The following is a 26,878-nucleotide window of genomic DNA, read 5'->3' as shown; positions in this document are numbered from 1 at the left end:
CTCCAAAAGCACCTTTGCAGGCACTTCTCGATCATCGAGAAATCAAGAACACTGAACCCAAGCTCTTTAACGCAAAACGTTAAATCACAAGACGTCCACCAACCAAATTGCCAAAGATCTTTACCAACTGCTTCACAACTGGCTTGCCGCAACAGCTGAAATCACCCTCAACTTACGGCAACACTTTCAAAAGAGACAGCAACACAAAACCATAACAACACAGGACTTGTGAAGCCGACTCGACTCATTCGCTTGCTGCGGGAACAATACCAACAGTTGCCGAGGAGTCAACTTGCTAGAGCAGACTTTTTCAAACAAGACAGATCTTAAAAAACGTCTCGTGAAGAAGACTACGCTAACGGACTTACCCTTCAACAATCCACGACATAAAAGCCAGTGAAAGAAAAGGGCGTATGAGAAAAAGTGTGGAGACCACACTTGTCATGATCCGCTTGCAAGGGCCGTTGAACGAAGAAGGTTGATTGCCTCGTTCGCCACCACCAAGATGAATAATAGCGGGACCGATGAGAGGGTCAAGGACCTTGGAGCAAAAAATTGGAAAGTGCGTTTCGACTCCCGCTCACAGCATCGAAGTCTTCCCAGGTTGCCTGAACTTCCAATCCGTCGGAAAGACTTTCGCACCTCGCTCAGTGGAACGCCTTTTCGATGGAACCACTGATGAGTTGCAGGTTGGATGGGCCAGCTGATGCTGTTTAGCGAAGACCAGCCGTCCGCAGGCGGAACCGATCGCTCCGTGACCAGCACACCTGAACGCACGAACAGATAAACACACATTGTTAGTGCCGGGTTATTTTCTCAGGCGGTCCATTTCTCGGAGCCAGTCCGGTCGCCGTTGTTCTAAACGGTCGAATTTCCTCGATAGCCAATTGTTTCCGACGAACGAGCACCCGATGAGCCATCCGATCGCGGCGCCAAAGAAGACGTCGCTGGGAAAGTGAGCCGAAACGGAGATCCGGTGGAAGCCGGTCAAGATCGCCATAAACACGAACATTGGCTTGCCGTGCAGGTAAGCAGACGACAGGACTGCAGCGAATCCAAAAGCCGAGGCAGTGTGAGCCGACGGAAAGCTTTGCCACGCTGATCCACCTTCAGCGAAGGGAAGCCACTGACCAAAGGATTCCCAAATTCGCAGAGTCTCGAAGTCGAACGAGTTCGGTCGCGCACGTGCAATGAACAGTTTCACGATATTCGCAGCAATCCCGGCACAGGATGCGGCGAGAAAGAAACGGACGATCCGCCACTCTTTCCAGTGGAGAGCGGATGTCAGGCAGAACAATCCGATCAACTGCCCGTATGGTGTCCCAAAGTGTTCGGCCGCGTCCACAAGTTCGTGAAACTCATCGAGCCAATCGTCGGTGAGAAAATAGACACCCGCGATTTTATCGAACCAAAACATTGATATCAGCCCCAGCGTCATACTAACGAGGGGCAACACCCACTTCCCCGGGTCGACGAATCCTTCCTGCTGATCCGGCAATTCGCCGCCACTGCTGTCAATCATTTCGTTCACTTCCTTGCCTGCGAAATAACAATTCACGCGATTCGAGAATTAATCAATCGGGCGATCTCTGGCTCGATTCACGCTGACTCAGTTTCTGAAGATGTAAGCGTGCGACATGCCACATGAAATTTGGGCCGTAGCCTGCAGTTCGCCCCCAGTCGGACAAAGCTGCCTGTTGAAGATACGGTTTGGCTTGGCCAGGACGCCCTTGCGCGTCTTCATGCAATCCGATGTAAAGTGAGGCATAGAACAAGCGTTTGCTCTGCTCGTCATCGTCGACTTTGGCGTTTGCGATTCGGTCGAGGAGTTCCTTTTTCGTGATTTCCCCGGAATACAAACGGTAAATGTCTCCGAACGGTTCCCGATCATCTTTTTCATACTTGAGCAACTCTGCCTGGGCGACCTTGTTTCCGGAGTGCTTCAATTGGGAGAGGTAACGCCAGATGCCATTCTCACGATCGACCTGATCGAAGGAATGGTATCTTTGGAATTGCGAAGTCGCCTTGTCGAATTGAGATGTGTAGTACAAGGCGATCCCCCGACGCCAGTGAGACGAATCTCGTTCGGGAACCAGTTCCACAATCTTGTCATAGTCGACGAGAGCCTCTTTGAACTGTCCGAGAAAAAAGTGAGCATCCCCTCTCGCCGAATAAAGCTGTTCATTCTTCGGCGAAGCGATGATTGCCTCAGACAGCTGCGAGACACGATCTTCCCACTTCTCTGCCTCGAAGTCAGGCGTCGACTGAGCGTGAGCAATGGTTCCCCATGCTGCGAAACAGAGGACGAGCCCCGCAGCGAACCACCGAGGGAACTTCAACGAATCAACTGAACGGACGAAGCTTTGCATCCAAACAGATCCTTGGCGTTGCACAATTTGTGGCTTGCAGGAACGCTGGCTTAATGAAAACCAACGGGACAAACTGGTAATTGACCTCTTCTCACGGATTCCGTAAAGCGAAGCATAGGGAATCGACTTCTGATCGACTATTCTTCGCCCCATCAGATGAGCTTTGTGACATCACTTCAATCAAGTTCGGTCTCGCGCGTTCTCGTCACGAAGCTCGATCGATGCGTTCAATACTTCTCCATCTCATTTCGGAAGCCCGCATTTCTGTGCTCAAGCCTGATCCTGGCCACCCACTGTCGCACCTTGCCGATTTTGCGTGTCAGCAAATCCGGGCTCGGTTGTCATCAACGCTTCCGAAAGTCGCGATCGTCCTTGGAACCGGTTTCGGAGGCTTCACGGACTCCCTCGACATCGAGTGCATTTTCGAATTTGAAGAGCTCGAAGGATTCGAGAAGACGACAGCGACCGGACATGCCGGACGGTTCATCGTTGGTCGCGTCGGAAGCTGTGAGGTGATTGTCCTGCAAGGTCGCCCGCACTTCTATGAGGGCCATCATGTTTCGACAATTACCTACCCGATGCAGGTGTTGAGCTGCCTCGGTGTCGAAAGAGTCTTTTTATCCTGTGCTGCTGGAGGGCTGTCGCCTCACTTTCAAGTCGGCGACCTGATGCTCATTCGCGATCATGTCAACTTTCTGCAGTCGCGACTGACTCATTTTGGCGACGGTGATCCCCTCCTCCGCGCGAAGTCTCTCGATGACGATATTCGCGTGGCTGATTGCTTGCAGCGTATTGCCAGAAAGCACAACTTCCCTCTTCACGAGGGAACCTACATCGCTGTGCCGGGACCGAATTACGAAACGCGTGCGGAGCTTCGATTCTTTCGCCGAATTGGCGACGCGATCGGAATGTCCACTGTTCCCGAAGTCGCCCATGCAAGTCGATGCGGTATGAAGACCGTTGCCGTCGCTGCGATCACGAATTTGTGCCTCCCCGACGCTGGAGAAGTTGCCGACGGTGACCACGTGGTTCAGGTGGCACAATCAACTCTTCCACGATTCCAGAATCTCGTGACAGACTTTCTGATGCAGCAGGACGCGTGAGAACGCATTAAAAACGACGAGTTCTCATCTCTCATCGGAAGTGTTCTCGTTGATTGCGGCGTTCACTGCATGGCTGATCTTCAAATACAACATCAGGCAGCAGCTATCTTTTCCAGTGCCCTGCCGATTAACAGGTGAAGAAGCACAACCAGCACGAACACGACCGCAGCTGCGAGTATCCCGATGAGATATTCGACCCCATCCGGAACACGAATATTGAATGCTCCAACGAAAATCCCAACCAGGGATACGGGAACAATGCACCCGAAATACTGAACAAGATAGGCGATAAAGAGCGCCCACCATCCGTTGAACGACAGCGAGATGTATGCGACGAGGTGATAGTACAGAAGCAAATGTGCAACGACATTTGCAATGATGATCCCGCCGAGCAAGAAGTTTTCAGACCGTCCGATCTCTTTCAAAATTTCATTGACAATCTCGGGAGCGAAGGCGAGTGACAGGAGAAGAAAAAACAGCGACGGAATCACCCCAATGAACGCCCCTGCCAATTTGGAATAGGCAATCGTCGCAGTCGATTTCGGAAGCATCATCAGATTGGCGATCGTCTTGTCCTTCACCTCACGGTGGAATGTGGCCCCAACAAGGAGTGCCACTTCCATGGGGATAAATCCGAAGAACAATAACGCAGCGACAATACTCGCGCTTTCTTCCAGATCGATTCGCCGCAGATTCCAGCCGGAATGCGTGCCAGTTACAATGAACGCCAATAAGCTGTAAGCGATCATCCGGTACGCAATCGAACGTCGTCCACCCGCGACAAATCTGAAGTCTTTCCAAACGAGTGCGTGGCTCCAGACTCGCGAACGACGAGCGGAACCTGCTTTGCGACGTGTTGCCCTGCGTGCGACCGGAGCAGCTTCGATTTCTCGATTGAACCAGTCGAAGACCATCCACGACAGCCCGAAGAACAGACAACCAATCACCATATTGGAAGCGAATTGCAGACTGAAATACGGCTCACGACCGCCAGCTGCAAGGATTTGGCTGAGTTGAACGAAGACGTTGGTCTGCCAGAAGGTATTCATCCATTTCAGACCTGTCACAGCAACGGGCCCGAATACCGAATCATTTTGCAAGTAGATCAAAATCGCGTGCGCAAGAGCCGGAAGTGCGTGATAGAGTAGCACGAGAATCCCGGCCAGCCCCGCCGCATTCGCGGTGGTTCGAAAAATCACCGAACACCAGAGTGAGACGTTTCCGATCAGCACGACATACGCTGCGACAGCCAGATAGCTCGCCAGAACCTGATGAAGAGTCACTCCGCCCAACGTGACCGCGAGGAGCGAATACGGAAGTTGCACAACGAGAATCAGAAGGATCGAAATCATCCTGGGAGCAAATTTTCCAAGTAAAATTGAGAGTGCAGGCACGTCTGCAATTTGAAGCAGAGGAAGTGTTCGTTCTTCTTTCTCTTCCGTAATGGAGTTCGCGAAGAGCAACGTAACGACAAATGACGCAAAGATGGCGTTGGTGTAGATGATCGACTGAAAGAACGTCTTCCCTGGTGCCTGTGAGCTGAACGCCACTCCCGCAGAGACCAACTGCATCAAAATAAAGAATGCCAGCCCCATGCGCATCAGATGCGGCGTGAGGCTCCGCGCGTCGACTCTCATCGCACGTGTCGCTAAAGCGGTTATCTTTCGCACCAGTGAATCCAGCCCATTCTAAACTCGTAATAACGTGGAACAATAACACAATCGCCGCGAATCACGGCACTTTAGATCTCCGGTTTGGCAAACCACAAGGGAAGTCGCGATTCACCGCACACTCGCCAGAACTGTCACATCTCCGTTCCTGAACGAAACAGAACGATCCACAGATCAAGATTTCTGTTTGTACGTGTCCCGTGAATTATCGACGACGCCATTCCGGGGAATGCTCAGGAAACACCTGAACCAGTTGGCTTCCCAGATGATCATTGTTCCAAAGACCGGTTTGGGGCAGTCTTTACCTTGCCTGAACCGACTCTCACAAACGATCATGGCGAATCTCCTCCACAACACGAGACGTGCGCACCGGACTGCAAAGCTGATTCGAAATCGGGATGGTCGTGTTTCAAGAGAATGCTTGATTCCCGCAGACGAGTCGGTAGACCAGACACTCTCAAACACAGAGAATCGGACGATCGCCTTAATTTGAGTAAGAGACTCTTATGAATTCACTTGAGTACGCCAGCGAGTTGATCAAGTTTCCATCAGTGAGTTCGACCTCCAACGTTGAGGTCACGAACCAGATCGAGGATTGGCTGCAATCACTGAACGTTGCCATTGAGCGGGTCGACTACACAGACCGCCGAGGAGTCGCGAAATCGAACGTGCTCGGCAAACTTGGCTCCGGGACCGGAGGGCTTGCGTATTTCGGTCACTCGGACGTTGTCCCTGCCGACGACTGGGTGATCGAGGAGCATGGGCCGTTCTCTCCCACTGTCAAACAGGGACGACTCTACGGACGCGGAAGCACGGACATGAAAGGATCTGTCGCTTGTTTCCTTTCGGCAATGGAACAGTTTCAAAACCGAACGCTCTCTGCACCGGTTTATTTTTGCTGCACCGCTGACGAAGAAGTCGGAATGCTCGGAGCCCAGCAGGTCGTTCAGCACTCCGAACTCTATCAAGAAATGGTCCAGGGCCAGACTCGAGCGATTATCGGGGAACCGACGTGCTTCGAAGTGGTGCATGCCCACAAAGGAGGTTGTCTGATCAAAGTGACAGCCTCAGGTATCGCGGCTCACTCCAGCACGAAAGAAGGAGAGAACGCGAACTGGAAAATGATTCCGTTTCTCTCGGAAGTGTGGCAACTCAACAACGAGATGGAAACGGACACAGCCTGGAGAAATCCGGCGTTCTCTCCCCCCACAATGACGATGAACCTCGGAATCAACGATCACACTCATGCTGTGAACATCACGCCCCCTCAAAGTGTCTGCACCATTTACTTTCGACAAATGCCGGGGATCGACGCCACTCCGATCATCGACCGCATCCGCGACACATGCGAACGACACAAGCTCAAGATGGAAATTGCCTTTCAAGCGCCTCCGTTCGATATCGATCCCGAATCGCCATTCGTTCAAGAGTGCCTGAAGTTTTCCCCGGAGAAGAAACCCAAGACCGTTTCCTACGGGACAGATGGTGCCTGGTTCGGTGACATCAAACAGGCCGTCGTGTTCGGACCCAGCAGCATTGCTCGGGCGCACACTCATGATGAATGGATCACGCTTGACGACCTTGAACAGGGCACACAAACGTACTCCCAGATGATTGACAACTGGTGCTCTTGAATCGGGCTTGTCGTTCGAGACAGTTCGCACACGCAACCAACAACAAAAGAGACGAGTTCAAGAGAGTACAGCCGACTCTGATGAACGATTTCTCTCCACTCCCTTCACTTGTTGAAATCAGGAAGCCTCATGATGCGACGTATTGCTCAAACGTTTCTCGTGATCGCGATTCTCTTCCCGCTCCACGTATTCGCCTGGGAACCTGTCCTCGACGAATCGAACTCATGGCCGCTCCCTGAACAAACTGATCCACTCACCGATATCGCACGACTTGATCTGCGAGATCTCAACGAAGCGGAATCGGGACAGAGCGGATTCGTCCGACTCTCACCAGACAAGAACGATTTCGTTCTTGGGGATGGCACACCCGCCCGATTCTGGATTGTCGGCACAGATGCCTATCGCTTTCCGCCGGAACAGATGGATCGACACGCACGCTGGCTTGCCAAACTGGGCGTGAATATGGTTCGCCTCCATGTCACGGTCTGCGATCGATCGCCCGGATCGAAGATCACAAACGTCGACGAAGAACTGATCGACGGAGTTTTCCGCTTTATTCAGTCCGCAAAGAAGAACGGAATTTACGTCCTGCTATCACCGTTCTATGCCCACTTTGACGCCCCCGCCAGTTGGAATCTGCCAGGCGGTGAGGTCGATATGGAAGGTTTGTTGTTTATCGACCCGACGCTGCAAGCGGCTTACAAGCAGTGGACGCGAACACTCTACACGCGTGTCAATCCGTACACCGGGCTGGCAATCAAAGATGACCCGACGGTCGCCATCCTCCAGATTCACAACGAAGATTCTCTCCTTTTCTGGACCATGCAGCGACTTCCCGATCATCATCGAGCAATGCTTTCGGACCACTTTTCCAGTTTTCTCGCTGAACGGTATGGATCGACTTCAGCAGCCTGGGACGCTTGGGGAGATGGCTGGAAAGGCAACGATCCACTGGATGACCCGCAGAACGGACAAATTGCCTGCTTGAAGATTTACGATCTGACCACTGACGTCGATGGAGCATTCGCGAAACGGCAACGTGACACTGCTGAGTTTCTCGCCAGGTTTCAATACGACTTCTATCGCAAGATGGGCAAATACATCCGCGACGAACTTGGCTGCCAGCAACTTCTCAATGCCACAAACTGGCGAACAGCCAATGACGAAAAGCTGAAGGCATTGGAGCGGTTTTCTTATCACGCTCTCGAGATCGATGCCGAGAACGAGTACGTCGGGTCCGACTTTCAGCATCAGGGCCCCAACGACGGCTATCGAATCGACCCCGGCGACTATCTCGTCAATGAGTCGGTTCTCTCTAAGCCATTCGAAATGTGTACCAACTTTCGCCAGCATCAGGGACATCCTTTCATTGTCACAGAGACAGCCTGGAAGAATCCCAATCGATACCAAAGCGAGGGGCCGTTTCTGGTCGCTGCCTATCAAGGCCTGACGGGGCTCGATGGTGTCGCCTGGTTTTCATGTCAAACACCGGAATACGAGAGAGACCCTCTCAAGCCGTTCTGGCGGACTGGCGACCAGATGTCGACACACAAGTGGAACCATTGCTACCCGGCGATGATGGCGGGATTCCCGGCGAATGCACTCCTCTATCGTCGTGGCGATCTAAAGCAGGCCGCGCCGATTCTCGTCGACAGCCGAACCTTCGAAGAGATTTTCGACCGTCAAATTCCACGGATCACAGATAACGAAGCCTACGGAGATCAACGGAACCTGCCTGACCTCAGTCCTGACTGGACTCCTGACGGCGACGAAGTGAATCGGGCTGCCTTTTTGATTGGGCCAGTCCAAACAACAACGTCCGAGGAACACAGCCCGCAAGACCGACCCGATCTTTCTTCATTCTTCGATCCTCAGTCGGGAACAATCACCAGCGCCACTGGAGAATTGAAGTGGGACTACCGCCGCGAAATTTGCACCATGGACGCTCCGAAAGCGCAGGGTGTCACAGGATTTTTAAAGCGGAACGGTGGGACGTTTGAACTGTCTGACGTCACAATCGAAAGTGAAAACGAGTACGCCACCATCAACATCGTGAGCCTTGATGATCAGCCCATCCAAGACTCAAAGAAACTCTTGATTCAAGTCGTCACCGTCAATCGATTGACCGGCTATGAGACGCGTCCCGCGACGTTTCGATTGGGAAACAAGGAAGACAGCCCGGAGATCGAGGGAGAACAGATCGTTCGAATCGGACACCCACCGTTTCGGATTGCCAACACCGAGGTCACTGTCACAATCAACAATCCGAAGTTGAGATCGGTTCAGGTTCTTGACATTGCTGGATATCTCGTCGAGACCATGGACGTCAGCAACGGTCGAGTAACTCTTCCGAAGAATACGATCTATGCCATCGTAACGACGAACGACTGACTGTCCGCAACAAACCAGTCGTCTCAGTGGAAAGAAACGAAACGGCGGAGCGCGCCAATCAGCACGCTCCGCCGTTTGATCATTCAACGATTTCTCTAAGAATCGAGATCAGTCGAGGTACATGAACTCGTTCAGATTCAATGCCAGCAGACAGAAGTTCTTCAGAGCGGTCGATTGATCCTGACCGTATTCGGACTGCAAGTCATTGATCAGATCGGTGCCGCGATCAATTTCCGATTGCGTTGGATCTCGTTGCAGAACTCGTTGAAGCGCCAATTGAACCTGATCACTTAGGTTATCGCCTGCCTCAGCGACGATGTCCTCCGCAAAGATTCCTGCTTGCGTGTTGAGGAAATCGCTGTTCAGCATTCCGAGCGCCTGTGTTGGCTGCGTCGTTGCGAATCGGACCGGGCAAGTGAAGTCGGTGTCCGCAACATCAAACGAAGCCATCAACGGAACCGTCAATGAGCGTTTGAGATGAATGTAAATGCTTCTCCGGCGGCGTTCTTCTTCGCTTGAATCATTCCATCCCTGACCGGGACGAGACTGTCCAGCCAGCACTTCTTCCGGAATGAGCGGATAGATGCTCGGGCCGAACATGTCATTGAGGTTTAAGGTTCCGTTCGCTGCGAGAATCGAATCGCGAATTTCTTCCGCCCGGAGTCGTCGCATATCAAATCGCCAGTACGGCTGATTCGTCGGATCAATTTCGAGTCCCTGCTCTTGAGGCGCTGAAGACATTCTCCAGGTCGAAGACATCACCATTTGTTTGATCAGCGATTTCAGGCTCTGACCGTCCTCGCGAAACTGCACCGCCAGCCACTCCAGGAGTTCAGGATGCGTTGGAGCGACTCCGGTCAATCCAAAGTCATTGGGAGACTGCACAAGCCCCCGACCGAAACTCCACTGCCAGATGCGATTCACAATCACTCTCAGTGGCAGCCCGTTTTCAGGATCTGTAATCCACTCGGCGAGAGCACGACGACGTCCACTGCTCTGACCATGTGCTGGTGGCGAAATCACTGGCGGATCGTCCGTCAGAACGGTCGGAAATCCGGGTTCAACGACATCACCTTCAGAAGACGCATTTCCTCGAATCAGAATATACGTCGCCGGGGCGTCCATTCCGTATTCGGTCACCGCGAGCGCCTGATCAGCAATTTGCGGCGGATGATTTTTCAGCTGAGTCCACTCTTTGCGTTTGCGGGCATAGTCGTCGAACTCTTCTTGTGTCAGATACTTCCCGACATATTTTTTGACGATTCGCAAGCGAACGGAATCGGCCTGAAAGTCATCTTTCTCGCCCCCCTGAAGGCTCGCACGAATTCGCTCTTCGACTTCATCAAGCTCTGCTCGCAGATCATTGACTTGTTGATGATAAGCCGCCGATTCCGCTTCAAACATCGCTTGTTCTTCGGGAGTCGCAATGCTTCGAACGGACCGCTCGTAAACGGACTCTTCGGAGCGAATCCCATAGCGTTTGACATTCCGGAAGAAAGCAACCATCCGGTAGTAGTCTGCCTGAGGAATCGGATCGAGTTTGTGATCGTGGCAACGGGCACAGTTCATCGTCAGCCCGAGAAATCCCTGTGAAGTCGTCGCGATGATGTCATCCAGCTCATCGTACATCGCCAGCTTGGGATCGGCTGGCTCATCGTCCCACTGCCCCAAACGATAGTAGCCGGTTGCGATGATCGAGTCGGCCGTCGTTTGATCAAGTTCATCTCCAGCGAGTTGCTCTCGAACGAATTCGTCGTACGGCTTATCGTCGTTGAAAGCTCGAATGACATAGTCACGGTACTTCCAGACAAATGGCTTGGGGTTGTCTCGTTCGAAGCTGTTGGTTTCGGCATATCGAACCAGATCAAGCCAGTACCGGGCCCAGTGTTCTCCGAAATGCGGAGAGTCGAGCAATTCATCGACGAGGTCTTCGAAAGCGTCCGGTGAATCATTGTTGACGAACTGATCCACTTGCTCGGGCGTGGGAGGCAAACCAACTAACGTGTAATAGAGCCGGCGAACGAGCGACTCACGGCTTGCCTCTGGATTGGGTTGCAGTCCGGAGTCATGCAGCTTCTGGACAACGAAAGCATCGATCGGAGTCTGAACAAACTCGGAAGCGACTTTAGGAACTTCCACCGAATCCAAAGGTCGGAACGACCAGTGATTTCGGGTTTCCTCATTCACGACAGGAATGCCGTGTTCTTCTTCAACCGCGATCACATCCGTGCGCTCCGGCATCGGAGCTTTCATTTCAATCCACTTGCGGATGATGGCAATCGATTCTTCAGGCAGTTTCCCTGAAGGCGGCATCTCGTAACTCTCGTAGTTGACCGCATCGAGGATCATGCTGAATTCTGGAGACTCCAGATCAACCCCTGCTCCACTCTCGCCACCAGCAAGAACATTCTCGCGGGTATAGAGATTGAGTCCCCCTTTTGCTTTGCCATTACCGTGACATTGAAAGCAGTGTTCGGCGAAAATCGGCTCGACTTTCTCAAGATAGAAGTCGACTCCGGTCTCATCAGCTGACGTGCCCCCCGGCATCAGGGCTGCTAGAGAAGCGAGGAAGAAAGCTAGTTGTTTCATGGGAAGACTCTAAAGCCGTCGGAAGACGAAGGTGGGATTTCGGTCAAACCGAAATTGAGATCTGTTACCAAGATGAAACTCTGAAAACCAATTCTTACGGAACTCGTCAGAGAAGGCAACTTGGGATAATTTCAACTGTGCCTGATTTCGCGAGCGATTCCATCCGAAAACTCCGTTCTGATTGCCAAGAAGTCCACAATCTGAAGAAATCCTTCACAATATCTGTGATCCAGAAGCACGTTGACTTCAATCTTCAGCTTCACAGCGATGCTTTGGAAACGTACAGGACACAGCGAATACCTCTTCGAAATTCGATCGCTTCCCCAACGAATGCTCCATATTCAACGTCAACGCAGGCGATCAAAAGAACGATTTCCGATTGATCGACGGAAAACCTGTCGAAATCTTTTGCACTCGAAATGTGGAATGCGAAATTGACTGGCACACGTCAGGCGAAATCGATTTCGTAAGACAAGCTCAAGTTTCGCATTGATCATGGCGTGCTGCGAATTGCATCTTCTCCCGCTCAAAATCGGTCGCCCTCCGCTGCAGAATGAGGCATTCCATCCTCACAATCGATTCTGATCACACAATTCGATCAACTTTCTTGGAGTTCCCATCTTTACAGGTTGACTTCCGTGGAAGTTGCTGATTTAGTGGACGCCATTCTCGTCTCGTGGAAGCGTTGAAGAGAGTTATGCAGGGCGGTTTTGGGCTCACGGTTCGAGATATCAACACATCACCTGATCCCATCTCAAAATCAAATCGCCATACATGAACAGACCTAAACTGCGCTCACGTCGCCACGTTCTTTCGTCAGTTCCAGCGATTGAATGGCTTGAGCCTCGGACAATGCTCAGTTCGACCGCGTCACTGGTCGATCCGACAATCGTCCAATTCTCAAACGACACTTCGGTGGCAATCTCGGCCGACATCGCGAATACCGTGTCCACTTCAATCGAAGTCAGCGGGGTCGACGGAATTGTCACGGACCTGCAGATTGCCTTCGACATCACTCACGAGTCGACCGGACATCTCACCGGTGTTCTCATCGCGCCCGATGGATCGACGGTCAAGCTCTTCGATCGAATCGGCCTTTGGCTCCCCAACTTCCATGGCACTGTTCTCGACGACGCTGCGGAGACCGCCATCGAGGATGCTGGAGCGCCGTTCACCGGGACTTTCCGGCCGATGAAGGAACTCGCTGCGCTCGATGGAATTGATCCCAATGGAACGTGGACGTTCCAGGTTATCGACCGACAAGCTGGTCGCGGAGGGTCGCTGGATAACTGGTCGATCACCATCACCGCAGAGGACATTTCTCCCAGCGGACAGGATGAAAACGGCGTCTTCTACAACAAAGAGAATTTCCTGATTCGCTCCGATGTCGCCTCCACCATCACTTCGGAAATCGACGTCGCCGGTCTCAACGGGCTCATCACAGATATCAACGTCGGTGTTGAGATCACGCACGAATCAGCCGGACATCTTTCGGGAACTCTGATCGCTCCGGATGGAACTCGAATCACACTCTTCGAGAGAACCGGACTCTGGCTTCCCGACTTCACTGACACAATCCTCGACGATCAGGCGTCGGAATCGATTCAGGGTGCCAACGCACCATTTACCGGATCATTCCAACCCAAAGACCTTCTTGAAGTTCTCAACGGAGCCGATCCGAACGGAACATGGATTCTGGAAATTGTCGATCATCAACCCGGACGCGGGGGACAACTCAACGAGTGGACGCTCGACATCACCACCGACGACGATGGAACCCCTCCACCTCCTCCACCCACCGGGGAAACGGTGACGACCGGATCGAATAACACATCGGTAGCGATCTCGGCCGACAGCGCAAACACCGTGTCCACTTCAATCGAAGTCAGCGGGGTCGACGGAATTGTCACGGACCTGCAGATTGCCTTCGACATCACTCACGAGTCGACCGGACATCTCACCGGTGTTCTCATCGCGCCCGATGGATCGACGGTCAAGCTCTTCGATCGAATCGGCCTTTGGCTCCCCAACTTCCATGGCACTGTTCTCGACGACGCTGCGGAGACCGCCATCGAGGATGCTGGAGCGCCGTTCACCGGGACTTTCCGGCCGATGAAGGAACTCGCTGCGCTCGATGGAATTGATCCCAATGGAACGTGGACGTTCCAGGTTATCGACCGACAAGCTGGTCGCGGAGGGTCGCTGGATAACTGGTCGATCACCATCACCGCAGAGGACATTTCTCCCAGCGGACAGGATGAAAACGGCGTCTTCTACAACAAAGAGAATTTCCTGATTCGCTCCGATGTCGCCTCCACCATCACTTCGGAAATCGACGTCGCCGGTCTCAACGGGCTCATCACAGATATCAACGTCGGTGTTGAGATCACGCACGAATCAGCCGGACATCTTTCGGGAACTCTGATCGCTCCGGATGGAACTCGAATCACACTCTTCGAGAGAACCGGACTCTGGCTTCCCGACTTCACTGACACAATCCTCGACGATCAGGCGTCGGAATCGATTCAGGGTGCCAACGCACCATTTACCGGATCATTCCAACCCAAAGACCTTCTTGAAGTTCTCAACGGAGCCGATCCGAACGGAACATGGATTCTGGAAATTGTCGATCATCAACCCGGACGCGGGGGACAACTCAACGAGTGGACGCTCGACATCACCACCGACGACGGGACTCCTCCGCCGCCGACTGGGGAAACAGGGACGATTCAGTTCGCGGCCGGAGTGGTTCAAGTCGGGGATGCGTTGACGATCAACGTCACTGATCCCGATCTGGCGGACGCCGCGACTCTTGCTGTGCAGGTCAACTCAGCCAATGACCTGGAAACAGTTGTGTTGAGTGCCATCGGGAATGGTCAATTCTCTGGGCAACTCGCCACTTCAGCAATCGCCGCAATTTCTGCGAATGGAATTCTGTCCGTCACTGCGGGAGAAACCGTCACTGCGACGTACGTCGACACCTTCGATGAGAACGGACAGTCGACGAACCTCACCAGCACCAAGGCTTTCGCACAAACGACCGCGACTCTCAGCTTCGATCAAACAAGCTACGATGCGGGTGACCTTCTCACGATCACCGTTAACGACATCGACCTGTCCGGACTCGGCAGCCTCAATGTCTCACTCACTTCGATAAGTGATACAGAAACCGTGACGCTGCAGGAAATTTCACGAGGACTGTTCCGCGGTTCAATTGTTTCCAGCGACTCAACATCAAGCACCAATGACTCAGTGTTCAGCGTTGACTCTGGAGAAACCATCACAGCCTCATACCTCGATCCTGTTTCATCCACCGGGCAACCGCTCACCGTATCCCGGACTGCCACAATCAACGTTCCACCACCGCCGACTGGAACAAATGGAACGCTGTCGCTTTCTCCCACACTCTTAAATGTCGGCGGCGTATTAACAGTCACTCTTAACGATCCGGATCTTGCTGGTCAGTCGCAGGCAACGGTTCACCTGTCAACGTCGCTGGACTCCGAATCGCTCACGTTGAACGCTCAGGGTGGCGGTCTCTTCACCCGTACGATTGGGACGACGGCGCACACCACGTCGAATCACGACGGAACACTTTCTGTTGTCGCGGACGAGACGATCACCGCCAGCTATGTCGACGAACTTGACTCAACTGGGGGACAGCAAACTCGCCTTACTTATGCGAATGTCCGATCTCACACGGGGCAAATCAGCCTCAATCAATCGGAATATGAAGCCGGTGATGTCGTCACGGTAACGCTCCAGGATATCGATTTAACCGGATTGAGTTCCGTTCAGGTTCAGCTGAACGCTGGAAGCGATCTTGAGTATCTGAACTTGTCGTCATCGGGCAATGGAGTCTTTACCGGGACCATCGGCTCAAACAATCTAGCAGCGAACAGTGAGAACGGGACGCTCAATTTCCAGAACGTCATCTCGCTGACAGCAACGTACCTTGATCAAAACAATGCCTCAGGGAACAATCAGTCCATCCAGGCTACTTCGACCGTCACGTATGTTCCGCCGCCTGTCTCTGAGTTCGAAATCGTTGTCCGCTTTACCGACAGCAATCTCACCGCTTCGCAGCAGGCAATTTTCGCTGAAGCAGCGGCCCGCTGGTCCGAGATCATTATCGGAGACCTTCCAGATGCGTATACCAGCATCGGAATTGTGGACGACATCGTCATCGATGCCAGCGCACCCGAAATCGATGGACGCGGCGGGATTCTCGGCTCCGCTGGCCCACGCGAAGTCCGTGGAGGGTCTCTCATCCCTTCTTATGGAGTCATGAGATTTGACTCGGCCGATCTCGTTTGGCTGGAAGCTCAGGGACGACTCGTCGATGTCATTATCCATGAAATGGGTCACGTCCTCGGAATTGGAACGATGTGGTCCGGGATGGGACTTGTTTCTGGTCTTGGATCGTCAGATCCGATCTTCACAGGAACTCAAGCTCGCATCGCTTACGGCAACCTGCTCGGAACCGGTCCGCAAGATGTTCCTGTGGAAAACGCTGGAGGATCCGGAACTCGCGACGCCCACTGGAGAGAGTCGGTATTCGGAACCGAGTTAATGACGGGATATCTCAACTCGGGAGTCGCCAACCCCATCAGTTCAGTCACCGTCGCTTCGTTGGCGGACATGGGATATGAAGTCGACATGGCTGCAGCCGACTTCTACACGCTGCCGGGGTCGCTGACGTCATCGACATCCGAGAATGGAACAGGCACCGGTTCTGAATCGAAGTCCCTGCACGATGACGAGGACCACGATCACGAAGATGAAGATCATGATCACGGTTTCGGGATTGTCTTCATTCCTGATTACGTCATCATGCCGACGGTCGAAGAAGTGTCGAATATGAGTCCGCTCGCGTTGAAGCAATTCGGCCGCACCGGAACAGCCAATCTCGACGAAGACTGGTTCTCGCAGTTTGATTCGATGTCAGTCTGAGTAGCATTCAACTCTTGAATATTGATCGAAGCCCGAGGGGAAACCTTCGGGCTTTTTTCGTTGAAGCTGTCCTTTTCGCTACGACCCGAACAACCGATTCCAAATGTTGTAAGAAATACACGCTCTTGGTGACTTTTCGCCTCACGCTCAACACCGCGGTGTAACATTTGACGTTGGATTCCATCGCAGTTGGTCGTTGAATTGCGCAAAGCTGTGATCGATTTCAGCCTCGCGGACCGGAGTTCGCCAGAACACGACTTCCCAATTGGGAAAGAATCGCAGACAGCACTCTCTGCGATGCCTGTTCATTATGATCGATTACCATCGCCTAAAAACTGACCTGCTGGCGCTGGGGCTATTCGCTGTCACTTTGTTCATCGGATTGGCCCTGTACAGCTATGATCCGGCGGATCCTCCGTCGAATCTCGTCTACCCTGCGCGATCACAGGCAACCAACCTGTGCGGGCCGACCGGGGCTGTCCTCTCTCACGCGCTGGTGAACACGTTTGGATTGGGAGCGTGGTTCCTTCTCCTGGGAGTGTTCTGCCTGGACATCGGGCTCTTCTCTCGCAAGCAGATTGCCGAGCCGTTCATTCGACTGATCGGAGTTGTGGCGATGTTGATCTCGTTGTGTCTGCTATTGCAACTCGCAGTTCCTCGCTTGCCAGCGGCTCCCCTCATCGGAAGCGGCGGCTATCTTGGAGCCTGGGGGAAAGTCCTCCTGACCGACCGGTTTTCGATTGTCGGCTCGATCATCATTATCGGGACGATATTCTCTGTCGGACTCCTGCTGGCGACGGAAACGATTCTCTTTCGGCTGACGCTCCGCGTGCTGAAAGCTCTGGTTCGCCCTCTGACATGGATGGTGACGCAGTTCTACAAACGTCGGGGCGAACGTCAGAAAGCCCTGCTCGAACGAGCAGCTGAAGAAGAAACCGAGACAGCCTCAGTCGACGAAACTCAACACGAGGAAGAAGCGGAACAGGAGTCGGAAGTCGAACACCGCGTGCCGACAGAGTTCAAAGTCAATCCTCCAATCACCGTGGCATCGCGAAACAATAGCGGACTCGGAAAGATCTTCCGTCCGAAGACTTCGGAATCGCTTCAGCATGTCGAACTTCCTTCTCTCGACATTCTCGAAGAAGCTGAAGAGTTTCCCTTTGAGCTTCTCGCCAAGAAGGCTCAGGAAGCAGCAGCGGTTCTCGAACGAACTTTCGATGAGTTTGGTCTCAACGTGAAAGTCTCAGAGATTGATACGGGACCTGTGGTGACGCAGTTCGAACTCGAACTCGAAGCGGGGCTGAGAATCTCGAAGGTTGTGAATCTTGCGGACGACCTGGCTGTCGCGCTGCGTGTTCCCGCTGTGCGTGTGGTCTCTCCGATTCCTGGAAAGAACACCGTCGGCGTGGAAGTTCCCAATGAAAAACAAGTCACCGTTCGACTGAAAGAACTCGCCGAAGCCTGTTCTGAACAGGCGGAAAAGATGGCCGTCCCGATCTTCCTCGGGAAAGACGTGAGTGGCCGCCCACTTGTCGTCGACATGACGAAAACGCCTCACCTGTTGATCGCTGGTCGAACAGGAACCGGAAAAAGTGTGTGCCTCAACACGCTGATCACTTCGATTCTGATGACCCGATCACCGGAAGATGTTCGAATGCTGATGATCGATCCGAAAATGGTCGAACTCAGCCCGTACACAAAAATTCCTCACCTTATGAATCCTGTCATTACCGACATGAAAAAGGCTGAGGCGGTTTTGGCCTGGGCGGTTGACAAGATGGAAGAACGCTACGACATGCTGGCCCGTGTCGGCGTCCGTCATCTCGACAGCTACAACAAACTCGGAAGGGAAACCGTTCTTGATCGCATGGGGATCACTGAAGACGACGAAGAAGCGGAGCAGGTTCCCGAGCGGATGCCGTACATCGTGATCATTGCCGACGAAATGGCCGACCTCATGATGACCAACGGCAAGGAAGTGGAATCGCACATCATTCGACTTGCACAGAAGTCGCGTGCTGTCGGAATTCACCTTGTTCTCGCGACTCAGAAACCGACAGTTGACGTCATCACCGGTTTGATCAAATCAAACTTGCCGGCTCGAATTTCGTTCCAGGTTGCCTCCCGAACTGACAGTCGCGTCGTTCTCGATGAGATGGGCGCCGACAAACTTCTCGGGAACGGAGATATGTTGTATCTCGCGCCCGGAACGAGCAATCTGACTCGTGCTCAGGGAACGTATGTCAGTGACGACGAAGTCAACTCCATCATCGATTTCTACAGCGACTACGAACCGCGTTACTCACCGGAAATCGCTCAAGCAACGAAAGCAGCAAGTTCCTCGGGAGCAACGAGTGGCGGAGTCTCGACCGAACGGGATGATCTCTATTCACAGGCGGTTCAGATCGTCCTGCGTGAAGGTCGAGGAAGCGTTTCGCTTCTGCAACGAGCGATGGGAGTTGGATACGGCCGAGCTGCGAGAATGATCGATCACATGGCCGAGGATGGGATTGTCGGCGACTACAACGGTTCCAAATGCCGCGAAGTGATTTGCAGCTACGAAGAGTGGGAAGAACGCCAACAGCAAATGGAAATGGCTTATTGAAACTGAACGCTCTGTGCACCAAACTATGCACAATGTCCGATGCGACCGGTCAGCTTCGCTTGAATTGATCTCTGCAACAGTGAATCACTGAAACAAGCGCAGCTTGCTTCGAAACAACCGGTCCGGCTGCGGATAGAGAAACCATTCAGGTGATCAAACGGAGCGTTTCATTGCGTGACTTTCCAACGAGTTCGGCAACTGATTGGAAGTCGACATTCCGCAGTTGTCTGAACTCGATCAGTGCAGTTTTCATTGGGTTAGTACTCTTCACTGTCGAGGCTTACTCGGAAGAACTGAACGCATCCTCTGCGGTTCAGTCTCGTCCCAATGTTATTCTAATTCTCGCGGACGACATGGCCCTTGGGGACCTCTCTTGCCTCAATGAGAATCGCACCAAAACTCCGAATCTTGACCGACTCAAGGAAGAGAGTGTCTGGTTCTCACAGGCTTACTCCGGATCTCCTGTCTGTGCTTCAGCGAGAGCGGCTCTCTTAACCGGTCGATACCCTCACCGGACGGGAGTTGTGACGCTGAACATGGTCAAATACCCGGAACTGACTCGACTCCGACTCGATGAAACAACGATGGCAGACGTCTTTCGCCAAAGTGGTTACCGGACAGCTCTGATCGGAAAATGGCACTTGGGGCTCGGTTCCGAATACCATCCTCTTAACCGCGGTTTCGATGTCTTCGAAGGGTTCTCCGGACACCTGTATGTCTCCGATTACTTCAATTACAAGCTGCAAATTCAGAACGAGACAGAGCATTTCGAAGACCGATATTTGACCGACGATTTCACGGACCGAGCGATCGACTTTGTCACTCGAAACGCCGAGCGACCGTTCTTTCTCCACCTCGCTCACTACGCTCCGCATCGTCCGCTCGGAGCCCCTGAGGAGAAAATCGAGTACTTCACTAAGAAGGGATTCGATCAGCAAACAGCGACCGTTTACGCCATGATCGAAGTCCTCGATGACGGGATCGGTCGGCTTCTGGATCAACTCGACACCCTTGGAATTCGCGACCAAACGCTCATACTATTCGCGAGTGACAATGGTCCCGATCCGGTTATTGCGGAACGATTCAATCTGAATTTGCGAGGGACGAAGTACATGGTTAGCGAGGGCGGGATTCACGTTCCCTTGATGGTCAACTGGGAGAAAACCTTCGCACCTCACGTCATTGACCGCCCTGTTCATTTCACCGATGTGCTTCCCACCCTGATTGAAGTTTGCCACCTCGATGACACACCGACCAATCGACTGGATGGTGTCAGCTTTGCATCGAGCCTGACAAGTGAGACACGCGCAGAGCGCAACAGCCCGATGTTCTGGCAGTGGAATCGAACGAAGCCAAGGTATTCACACAACGCATCAATTCGCGAAGGCAACTGGAAGCTCGTCCGCCCTTTCGTCACTCGCAACGTCCCGAAACGAGATTCTTCGGAACCGGCCGAATTGTTCAACCTCGAGAAGGATCCCTTTGAGTCCAACGATCTCTCTGCGAGTGAACCCGAACTCACCAAGCGACTGCTGCAACAGTTGCAAGACTGGTCCGATGATGTTGAATCCTCCCGCACACGCCCGCAGACGGACTCTTCGAAGAGTTCTCTTCCACAGAATTAAATCACTTAAGAAAACCTTGCGAGTCTGTTCCTCTCGCTGAATGCCACGTGTGCCCGCGTGATATTCGAATCGAATGCGAATCAGTCCCATTTCAATGACTTTTCACGATGTCGAAGCTGCTTCGAAGTAAGTTTCACGACGTGTTTCGATGAAACGCATCTCGACACATGTGACGATTTTCAGTCTGTCTGTCGACGAGAGTGTTTCGGAACAGACAGCGAGATGAGTACCGGGGTTTTCATTTGACTCCGCAAGAAGATATCATTTTCTGTTGATGCATCCTTCCCAAGAAGCGGACCCGCCAAGTGTGCCGATCGTTATTCTGGACTTGTATTCCCCTCCTGTTCTCCTTCCCAGCTTTTGCTGACACTGCCGGGACTGAGTTCTTTGAGCAGAAAATCCGTCCCGTTCTGGTCAAACATTGCTACGAGTGTCACTCGGTCGAATCCAAATCGGTGAAAGGCGGACTGCTCGTCGACTCAGCAGCTGGCCTGTTGAATGGAGGCGATTCGGGACCTTCTCTCGTGGCGGGCCAACCCGACGAGAGTGTGCTGATCGAAGCATTGAGATACGAAACTTACGAGATGCCGCCGTCGGGTAAGCTCCCGGAAGACGTCATCAAGGACTTCGAAAAGTGGGTCAGCATGGGGGCTCCTGATCCACGAACAGATCCGGTCAAGGGAAGTGTCGGATCAGAGGAAATCGACTTCGAAACAGCCCGGCAGTTCTGGGCGTTTCAACCGCCAGAATCGCATGTGGTCCCGACGGTTCAGGATGCGGAATGGCCGAGAAGCTGGATCGACTCGTTCGTTCTCAGCAAGTTGGAAGCGAATGACCTTCAACCGATGCCCGACGCCGAGCGGTCGAGCCTCATTCGTCGCATTGCTTACGATCTGACAGGGCTGCCTCCCTCGCTCGACGATCTTGAAGCTCTCGAAGAAGAGACCGGTCAGAATTCCGTCGAGAGATTTGTTGATCGTCTGCTGGCATCTCAACAATACGCAGAACATTGGGCCCGCCACTGGCTCGACGTCGCGCGTTATGCTGACTCCAACGGAGCTGATTTCAACGCAACATTTCACAATGCATGGCGCTACCGAAACTACGTCATCGACACCTTCCATGAGGACCGTCCCTTCGATGAATTTGTGCGAGAACAAATCGCAGGAGATTTTCTCGATGCGAATAACATGGAAGAGACCTCTCGAAATCTGATCGCAACCGGCTTCCTGATGGTCGGAACCAAAATGCTCAGCGAACGCGACAAAGAGAAGCTGCGGATGGATGTGGTCGATGAACAGATCAACTCGATCGGGAAAGTCTTTCTCGGAATGACGGTGGGGTGCGCCCGCTGTCACGATCACAAATTCGATCCGATTCCGACCTCCGACTATTACGCTCTCGCTGGCATTCTTCGCAGCACGCAGACTCTCGATGGAGAGATTCAGAAGTACGTTTCCAACTGGACGCGCCAACCTCTCCCGATGACCGAAGAGCACGAACAATCGCTCGCTGAATACAACGCGAGAGTTCAACAACTCGAAAAAGAAATCAAAGCGGCGGAGGCCAAACTGACGCAGCTTGAAGACTCGTCGACTCGCTCGGCGATTCTCGAACAAGGCATTTTGAAAGATGACTCAGAAGCGAAGCTGATCGGAAACTGGAAGTCATCAACGTATTCCAAGCACTTCATCGGCAAAGGCTATATTCACGATGACAAGCAGGATCTTGGAAGCAAGAAAGTCATCTTTGAGGTCAATGTCCCGGAGGATGGAGAGTATGAAGTGCGTCTCGCCTTTCCCGGATCAGGAGGCCGCGCCAGCAATGTTCCGGTTGTCATCGATCATGCTGACGGATCAACCACGATCTCCGTCGACCAAACCAAACGGGCCAAATTGTTGACGATGCTTCAGCCCTTGGGACGGTTCCCGATTCGTACCGACCAGCCGTTCGTTGTGACCATCTCGAACACAGGAACAAACGGGTACGTCATTGTCGACGCGCTGCAAGTCGTCAATGTGAACGAACTCACTGAGGACAACACACAAGCTGTCGATGAAAACCTCGCCAAAATCGAGGCGCAGCGAAAGCACGTAGATCAGTTAAAAGCCCGCCTCAAACGAGTGAAAGACGATGCTCCTCCCCCGGCTCCTGTCGCTCTTGCGGTCCGTGAAGCAGAAGATCAAGGAGACTATTCGATTTGCATCCGCGGTGAGCCGAGAAACCTCGGCAGAAAAGTGCCTCGCGGATTTCTCACCGTGGCGACTTACAATTCTGCTCCGGAGATTCCAGCGGGCCAAAGTGGTCGACTCAGTCTGGCAGAATGGCTGGCCGACCCGCAAAACCCGTTGACCGCCCGCGTCTATGTCAATCGCGTCTGGCAGCATCTCATTGGACATGGTCTCGTTCGCAGCGTCGACAACTTCGGACACCTCGGGGAACGACCTTCTCACCCTGACCTTCTCGATCAACTCGCTGTCGAATTCATTCAGCATAACTGGTCGACGAAATGGCTCATTCGGGAAATCGTCTTAAGTCGCACATATCAACAGACGAGTGAACATGATGACTCACGCTGGAAGGTCGACCCGGAAAACCGACTTCTCCGGCGGATGAATCGGAAGCCTCTCTCTGCCGAACAGATCCGGGACACCATGCTGCAAGCGACCGGAAGCCTCGATGACTCGCAGACAGAATCTCCAGTGGCAGCATTGGGAACTCTCGTCTCTCAGAACAATCCGAACGATGCAAAAGTCCAACTCGCCTCGTCAAACACTCGCGCGATTTATCAACCGGTGATCCGAAATGAACTCTCTTCACTAATGAGAGTCTTTGACTTTGCGGACCCGGATTTCGTCACCGGTCGCCGTGCTGAAACGACTGTCCCCACGCAATCGCTATGGATGATGAATTCGCCGATGATCGCAGATCGATCGCAAATCATTGGACAACAGATCGCCGACCTGACCGAGTTGAACAGTGAAGAAAAAGTTCAAACTCTGTATCGTCGAATTCTCGGGCGACCGGCGACAAGCCAAGAGGCGGAAGTCGCCATTCAGTTCGTTTCGTCTTTCGAGCAGCCATCCGATGACGAAACAGATTCCGAGACCAATTCCACGACCGAACCTGAACTGCAACCGAACGCCGAAGATTGGGCTGACCTCGCTCATGCCATCATCGCATCGTCGACATTCCGGATGCTCGATTAGACCTTCAAGGAACATTGCACTTGTGAGTCGATTTGAATTCGATGAAGCCGCACCGAAAACGTCGAAACAGAGTCCATCAAATTTTGATTCAGAACATCATCAGCCAACCCGCCGCAATTCGTTGACCTGCCTGTAATCCCTGGGGAAGCCTTCCATGCCACGACAGATAACCCGTCGTCATCATCTTCAGCAACTGACCGCCGGAAGCATTGGCGTTTCTCTCGCTGGACTTCAGGGAAGAACACTCGAAGCTGCCAGCAGCTTTCAAGCTCCGGGGCCGCATCATCGTCCGACTGCCAAGCGAGTGATCTTTCTCTTTATGCATGGCGGCCCAAGCCAGGTGGATCTGTTCGACTACAAACCCGAACTGCAGAAACGCGACGGCGGTCAAATTCCCTTCGATGTTCCTGAAAATCTGGATGCCAAAACAACGTTGATGGCTTCTCCATGGAAATTTCAACAGTACGGAGAATCCGGACAATGGGTTTCTGAGCTTCTGCCTCATCTCGCAAAAAAAGTTGACGAGATCTCGCTGATCAAATCGATGCACAGCAAAGGACAGTCACACGGGCAAGCTGTTTCCATGCTGCACACCGGGAGTGACAACCTCGTCCGCCCATCTGTGGGAGCATGGATTTCCTACGGGCTCGGAAAAGAGAATCACGACCTCCCTGCGTTTGTTGCGATCGGTCCAAGCAGCGGTCATGGAGGCCCTCGCAATTACGGGGCGGCATTTCTTCCAACGGAACATCAAGCGACGACGATCGGCCGACAGGGAAAACTGGGAGATGCCACAATCGAGCACCTGCATGCTTCGTCAGGTGAAGATGACCCACGTCAACGGCGGCGACTCGAACTCATTCAGTCATTGAATCAAACTCATCTTGATCGAATCGGTCGCGACCCTCGAATCACGGGAATGATTGAGTCGTACGATCTGGCGAGTCGCATGCAACGCGTCGCTCCGCAAGTACTCGATTTGTCGCAAGAATCCCAAGCGACGCATGAACTCTATGGAACAGACAAGAAAGAGACCGAGAACTTCGGTCGGCAGTGCCTTTTAGGACGGCGTTTACTGGAAGCTGGAGTTCGATACGTCGAGCTTTCCACCGGAAACGTCTGGGATCAACACGGCGGGCTAAAAGCAGGACATGCGAAAAATGCCCTCGCGACGGATCAACCGATCGCGGCACTTCTGACCGATTTAAAAGCCCGTGGACTGCTGGAAGACACCCTTGTCGTCTGGGGCGGCGAGTTTGGACGGACACCGACCGTTCAAGGAAGCAACGGACGAGATCATAACCCGCAGGGATTCTGTACCTGGCTCGCTGGAGGCGGCGTCAAAGCTGGGTTCTCTCACGGAGAAACGGACGAGTTTGGTTATCATGCAGCGATCGACCGAGTTCACATGCACGACCTCCATGCAACAATTCTTCACTTACTCGGAATCAACCACGAGCAATTAACGTATCGCTTTGCCGGGCGCGACTTCCGCCTGACCGACGTCGCCGGCAGAGTTGTCAATGAGATTATTGCTGAGAGCACCTGATCTCGCTCGCAGTCTCAATTGGAGAGTTTGACACACATTTCGTACCGATTGCTCGTGCATGCTTGAGAACACAATTAGTTGCACACCTATCAGGTGGATATATCAACTTTCCACCACTCAGTCCAATCGATGCGGTTCAAGATAGTGGCCGATGGGTGGCACGCCAGGGGAACTTCCCCCAAGTGAATTCGGATGGACTCAAGAGGAACGACCGCTGAGGGTGAGGCTTCTTGTCGCAAAGCGACCCAACCGCTAAAAGCGGTCGGGCCACCCCGCGACCTCCAGATGTCGAAAATCCTCCGATTGGTGGAAACGGAAACCCTGCCAATAGTTTTGTGTTGGTACGCCGCATGAAATCCGCGACATGTTATTGCATCGACCACAAAGATATTCCAGGTGGATTGGGCCCGAAAGGAACGAAAAAATGAAGGTCAAAAAATTCCATTGCTGTTTACGACAAGCCTTTTTTTCTTGTACTCAGCGATTTGTTCGGAAGTGAGTGCGGAAGTACCCATTCGTGCTTTCACCACGATTTCCAATCAATCTCGATTGGATGAAGTAAACTCATGCATCATTATTGAGCTTCCCGGATTGCATATCAGAGATGATCTCATAATAGGAGCAAAGAAGAACGCGGAAACTTTTGTGGTTATTGACGGAAAGCTTTACATTCACACCAACGGTGACAACGTGAAGCTCGTTGATATCCGCAGACCAGATGGTACTGTTGTACCAATAGTCGCCGCGTCGCAGGACCACCGTGCATTGCAATTCATTGTGTATTACTCGCCCCACGCTGAATTGCTTGGCAAGTCTTCGTTCCGATTCGGCACGCTCACCCTGGGAGTTGACGACCTACGTATAACCGCTTTGCTTGATGCTTTGTTCGTTCAAGATGATGAATCGCAAATGGTAAGCGAACTCAACAGCGTCCGGGATGCGTGGTTTGATCATACTTCGTCGTCGAGAATCACGCTACCAAACTATCTGCAAGGTCAAAGTGAGTAGCAAGGTAGGGTCCGCTGAGCGGGCCGAATAGTGCCGCCGTTTTTCCGTAAGCGCCGTTTGGAGTGCATGTTGACTTGGGTTGTATTCTTTGGGGTTTCTGGTTTTGGAATTCCTGGGGGATGGTGTCTTGTCGCGTGTGGGTTATTCTCGAGTGCAGTGGGTCGAGTGGATTG

At 52.8% G+C, this 26,878-nt stretch carries 13 protein-coding genes; 9 read left to right on the top strand and 4 right to left on the bottom strand.

Annotated elements, in window-relative coordinates; genetic code table 11:
- Window positions 1-808: 808 nt before the first annotated feature.
- Window positions 809-1,522 carry a phosphatase PAP2 family protein gene (locus tag KOR42_RS22665; protein ID WP_146512119.1) on the bottom strand — a complete coding sequence of 238 codons (714 nt, stop codon included), beginning with the start codon at window positions 1,520-1,522 and terminating at the stop codon, window positions 809-811.
- A gap of 52 nt (window positions 1,523-1,574) precedes the next feature.
- Entirely contained in the window at window positions 1,575-2,369 is a 795-nt protein-coding gene (locus KOR42_RS22660; protein ID WP_146512118.1) for a hypothetical protein, read from the bottom strand.
- A gap of 221 nt (window positions 2,370-2,590) precedes the next feature.
- On the opposite strand from KOR42_RS22660, the gene KOR42_RS22655 reads away from it, so the two are divergent.
- Window positions 2,591-3,472: a purine-nucleoside phosphorylase gene (locus KOR42_RS22655; RefSeq protein ID WP_146512117.1), complete on the top strand. Its 882-nt coding sequence runs from the start codon at window positions 2,591-2,593 to the stop codon at window positions 3,470-3,472.
- 92 nt (window positions 3,473-3,564) lie between these two features.
- Here the strand turns inward: KOR42_RS22655 and KOR42_RS22650 are convergent, their stop codons facing one another.
- Entirely contained in the window at window positions 3,565-5,142 is a 1,578-nt protein-coding gene (locus KOR42_RS22650; protein WP_146512116.1) for an ABC transporter permease, read from the bottom strand.
- Between the two features lie 506 nt (window positions 5,143-5,648).
- On the opposite strand from KOR42_RS22650, the gene KOR42_RS22645 reads away from it, so the two are divergent.
- Together KOR42_RS22645 and KOR42_RS22640 are read left to right on the top strand one after the other, a co-directional pair.
- Window positions 5,649-6,776: a M20 family metallopeptidase gene (locus KOR42_RS22645; RefSeq protein ID WP_146512115.1), complete on the top strand. Its 1,128-nt coding sequence runs from the start codon at window positions 5,649-5,651 to the stop codon at window positions 6,774-6,776.
- A 129-nt stretch (window positions 6,777-6,905) separates the two neighbouring features.
- Window positions 6,906-9,167 carry a glycoside hydrolase family 5 protein gene (locus KOR42_RS22640; RefSeq protein ID WP_146512114.1) on the top strand — a complete coding sequence of 754 codons (2,262 nt, stop codon included), beginning with the start codon at window positions 6,906-6,908 and terminating at the stop codon, window positions 9,165-9,167.
- A 108-nt stretch (window positions 9,168-9,275) separates the two neighbouring features.
- Here KOR42_RS22640 and KOR42_RS22635 read toward each other — a convergent pair whose 3' ends face one another.
- A complete protein-coding gene (locus KOR42_RS22635) occupies window positions 9,276-11,756 on the bottom strand; it encodes a DUF1549 domain-containing protein (RefSeq protein ID WP_231741084.1) in 2,481 nt (826 codons plus the stop codon).
- A gap of 852 nt (window positions 11,757-12,608) precedes the next feature.
- Here KOR42_RS22635 and KOR42_RS22630 point away from each other — a divergent pair.
- The 6 genes from KOR42_RS22630 to KOR42_RS22605 all read left to right on the top strand — a co-directional run bounded on the left by KOR42_RS22630 (window position 12,609) and on the right by KOR42_RS22605 (window position 26,705).
- On the top strand, window positions 12,609-16,709 hold the full coding sequence (locus KOR42_RS22630; protein WP_197441474.1) for a proprotein convertase P-domain-containing protein: 4,101 nt from the start codon (window positions 12,609-12,611) through the stop codon (window positions 16,707-16,709).
- 310 nt (window positions 16,710-17,019) lie between these two features.
- The gene (locus KOR42_RS22625; RefSeq protein WP_146512112.1) at window positions 17,020-19,314 is read left to right on the top strand and encodes a DNA translocase FtsK; all 2,295 of its coding nucleotides are present in this window, start codon (window positions 17,020-17,022) and stop codon (window positions 19,312-19,314) included.
- Between the two features lie 170 nt (window positions 19,315-19,484).
- The gene (locus tag KOR42_RS22620) at window positions 19,485-20,939 is read left to right on the top strand and encodes an arylsulfatase (RefSeq protein ID WP_146512111.1); all 1,455 of its coding nucleotides are present in this window, start codon (window positions 19,485-19,487) and stop codon (window positions 20,937-20,939) included.
- A 305-nt stretch (window positions 20,940-21,244) separates the two neighbouring features.
- The gene (locus KOR42_RS22615; protein WP_146512110.1) at window positions 21,245-24,148 is read left to right on the top strand and encodes a DUF1553 domain-containing protein; all 2,904 of its coding nucleotides are present in this window, start codon (window positions 21,245-21,247) and stop codon (window positions 24,146-24,148) included.
- Window positions 24,149-24,302: 154 nt separating this feature from the next.
- Window positions 24,303-25,697, top strand: a complete 1,395-nt coding sequence (locus tag KOR42_RS22610) for a DUF1501 domain-containing protein (RefSeq protein WP_146512109.1) — start codon at window positions 24,303-24,305, stop codon at window positions 25,695-25,697.
- Between the two features lie 396 nt (window positions 25,698-26,093).
- On the top strand, window positions 26,094-26,705 hold the full coding sequence (locus KOR42_RS22605) for a hypothetical protein (RefSeq protein ID WP_146512108.1): 612 nt from the start codon (window positions 26,094-26,096) through the stop codon (window positions 26,703-26,705).
- The last annotated feature ends 173 nt before the right edge of the window (window positions 26,706-26,878 follow it).

The organism is Thalassoglobus neptunius (assembly GCF_007859735.1).
GTDB classification, from domain to species: Bacteria; Planctomycetota; Planctomycetia; order Planctomycetales; family Planctomycetaceae; genus Thalassoglobus; species Thalassoglobus neptunius.
This window is presented reverse-complemented; position numbering and strand designations above follow the sequence as displayed.

Excerpts from the sequence above, each read along its gene's own strand:
- KOR42_RS22665 (WP_146512119.1), bottom strand. The coding sequence starts at position 1,522 with ATGATTGACAGCAGTGGCGGCGAATTGCCGGATCAGCAGGAAGGATTC.
- KOR42_RS22660 (WP_146512118.1), bottom strand. The coding sequence starts at position 2,369 with ATGCAAAGCTTCGTCCGTTCAGTTGATTCGTTGAAGTTCCCTCGGTGG.
- KOR42_RS22655 (WP_146512117.1), top strand. The coding sequence starts at position 2,591 with ATGCGTTCAATACTTCTCCATCTCATTTCGGAAGCCCGCATTTCTGTG.
- KOR42_RS22645 (WP_146512115.1), top strand. The coding sequence starts at position 5,649 with ATGAATTCACTTGAGTACGCCAGCGAGTTGATCAAGTTTCCATCAGTG.
- KOR42_RS22640 (WP_146512114.1), top strand. The coding sequence starts at position 6,906 with ATGATGCGACGTATTGCTCAAACGTTTCTCGTGATCGCGATTCTCTTC.
- KOR42_RS22635 (WP_231741084.1), bottom strand. The coding sequence starts at position 11,756 with ATGAAACAACTAGCTTTCTTCCTCGCTTCTCTAGCAGCCCTGATGCCG.
- KOR42_RS22630 (WP_197441474.1), top strand. The coding sequence starts at position 12,609 with ATGCTCAGTTCGACCGCGTCACTGGTCGATCCGACAATCGTCCAATTC.
- KOR42_RS22625 (WP_146512112.1), top strand. The coding sequence starts at position 17,020 with ATGATCGATTACCATCGCCTAAAAACTGACCTGCTGGCGCTGGGGCTA.
- KOR42_RS22610 (WP_146512109.1), top strand. The coding sequence starts at position 24,303 with ATGCCACGACAGATAACCCGTCGTCATCATCTTCAGCAACTGACCGCC.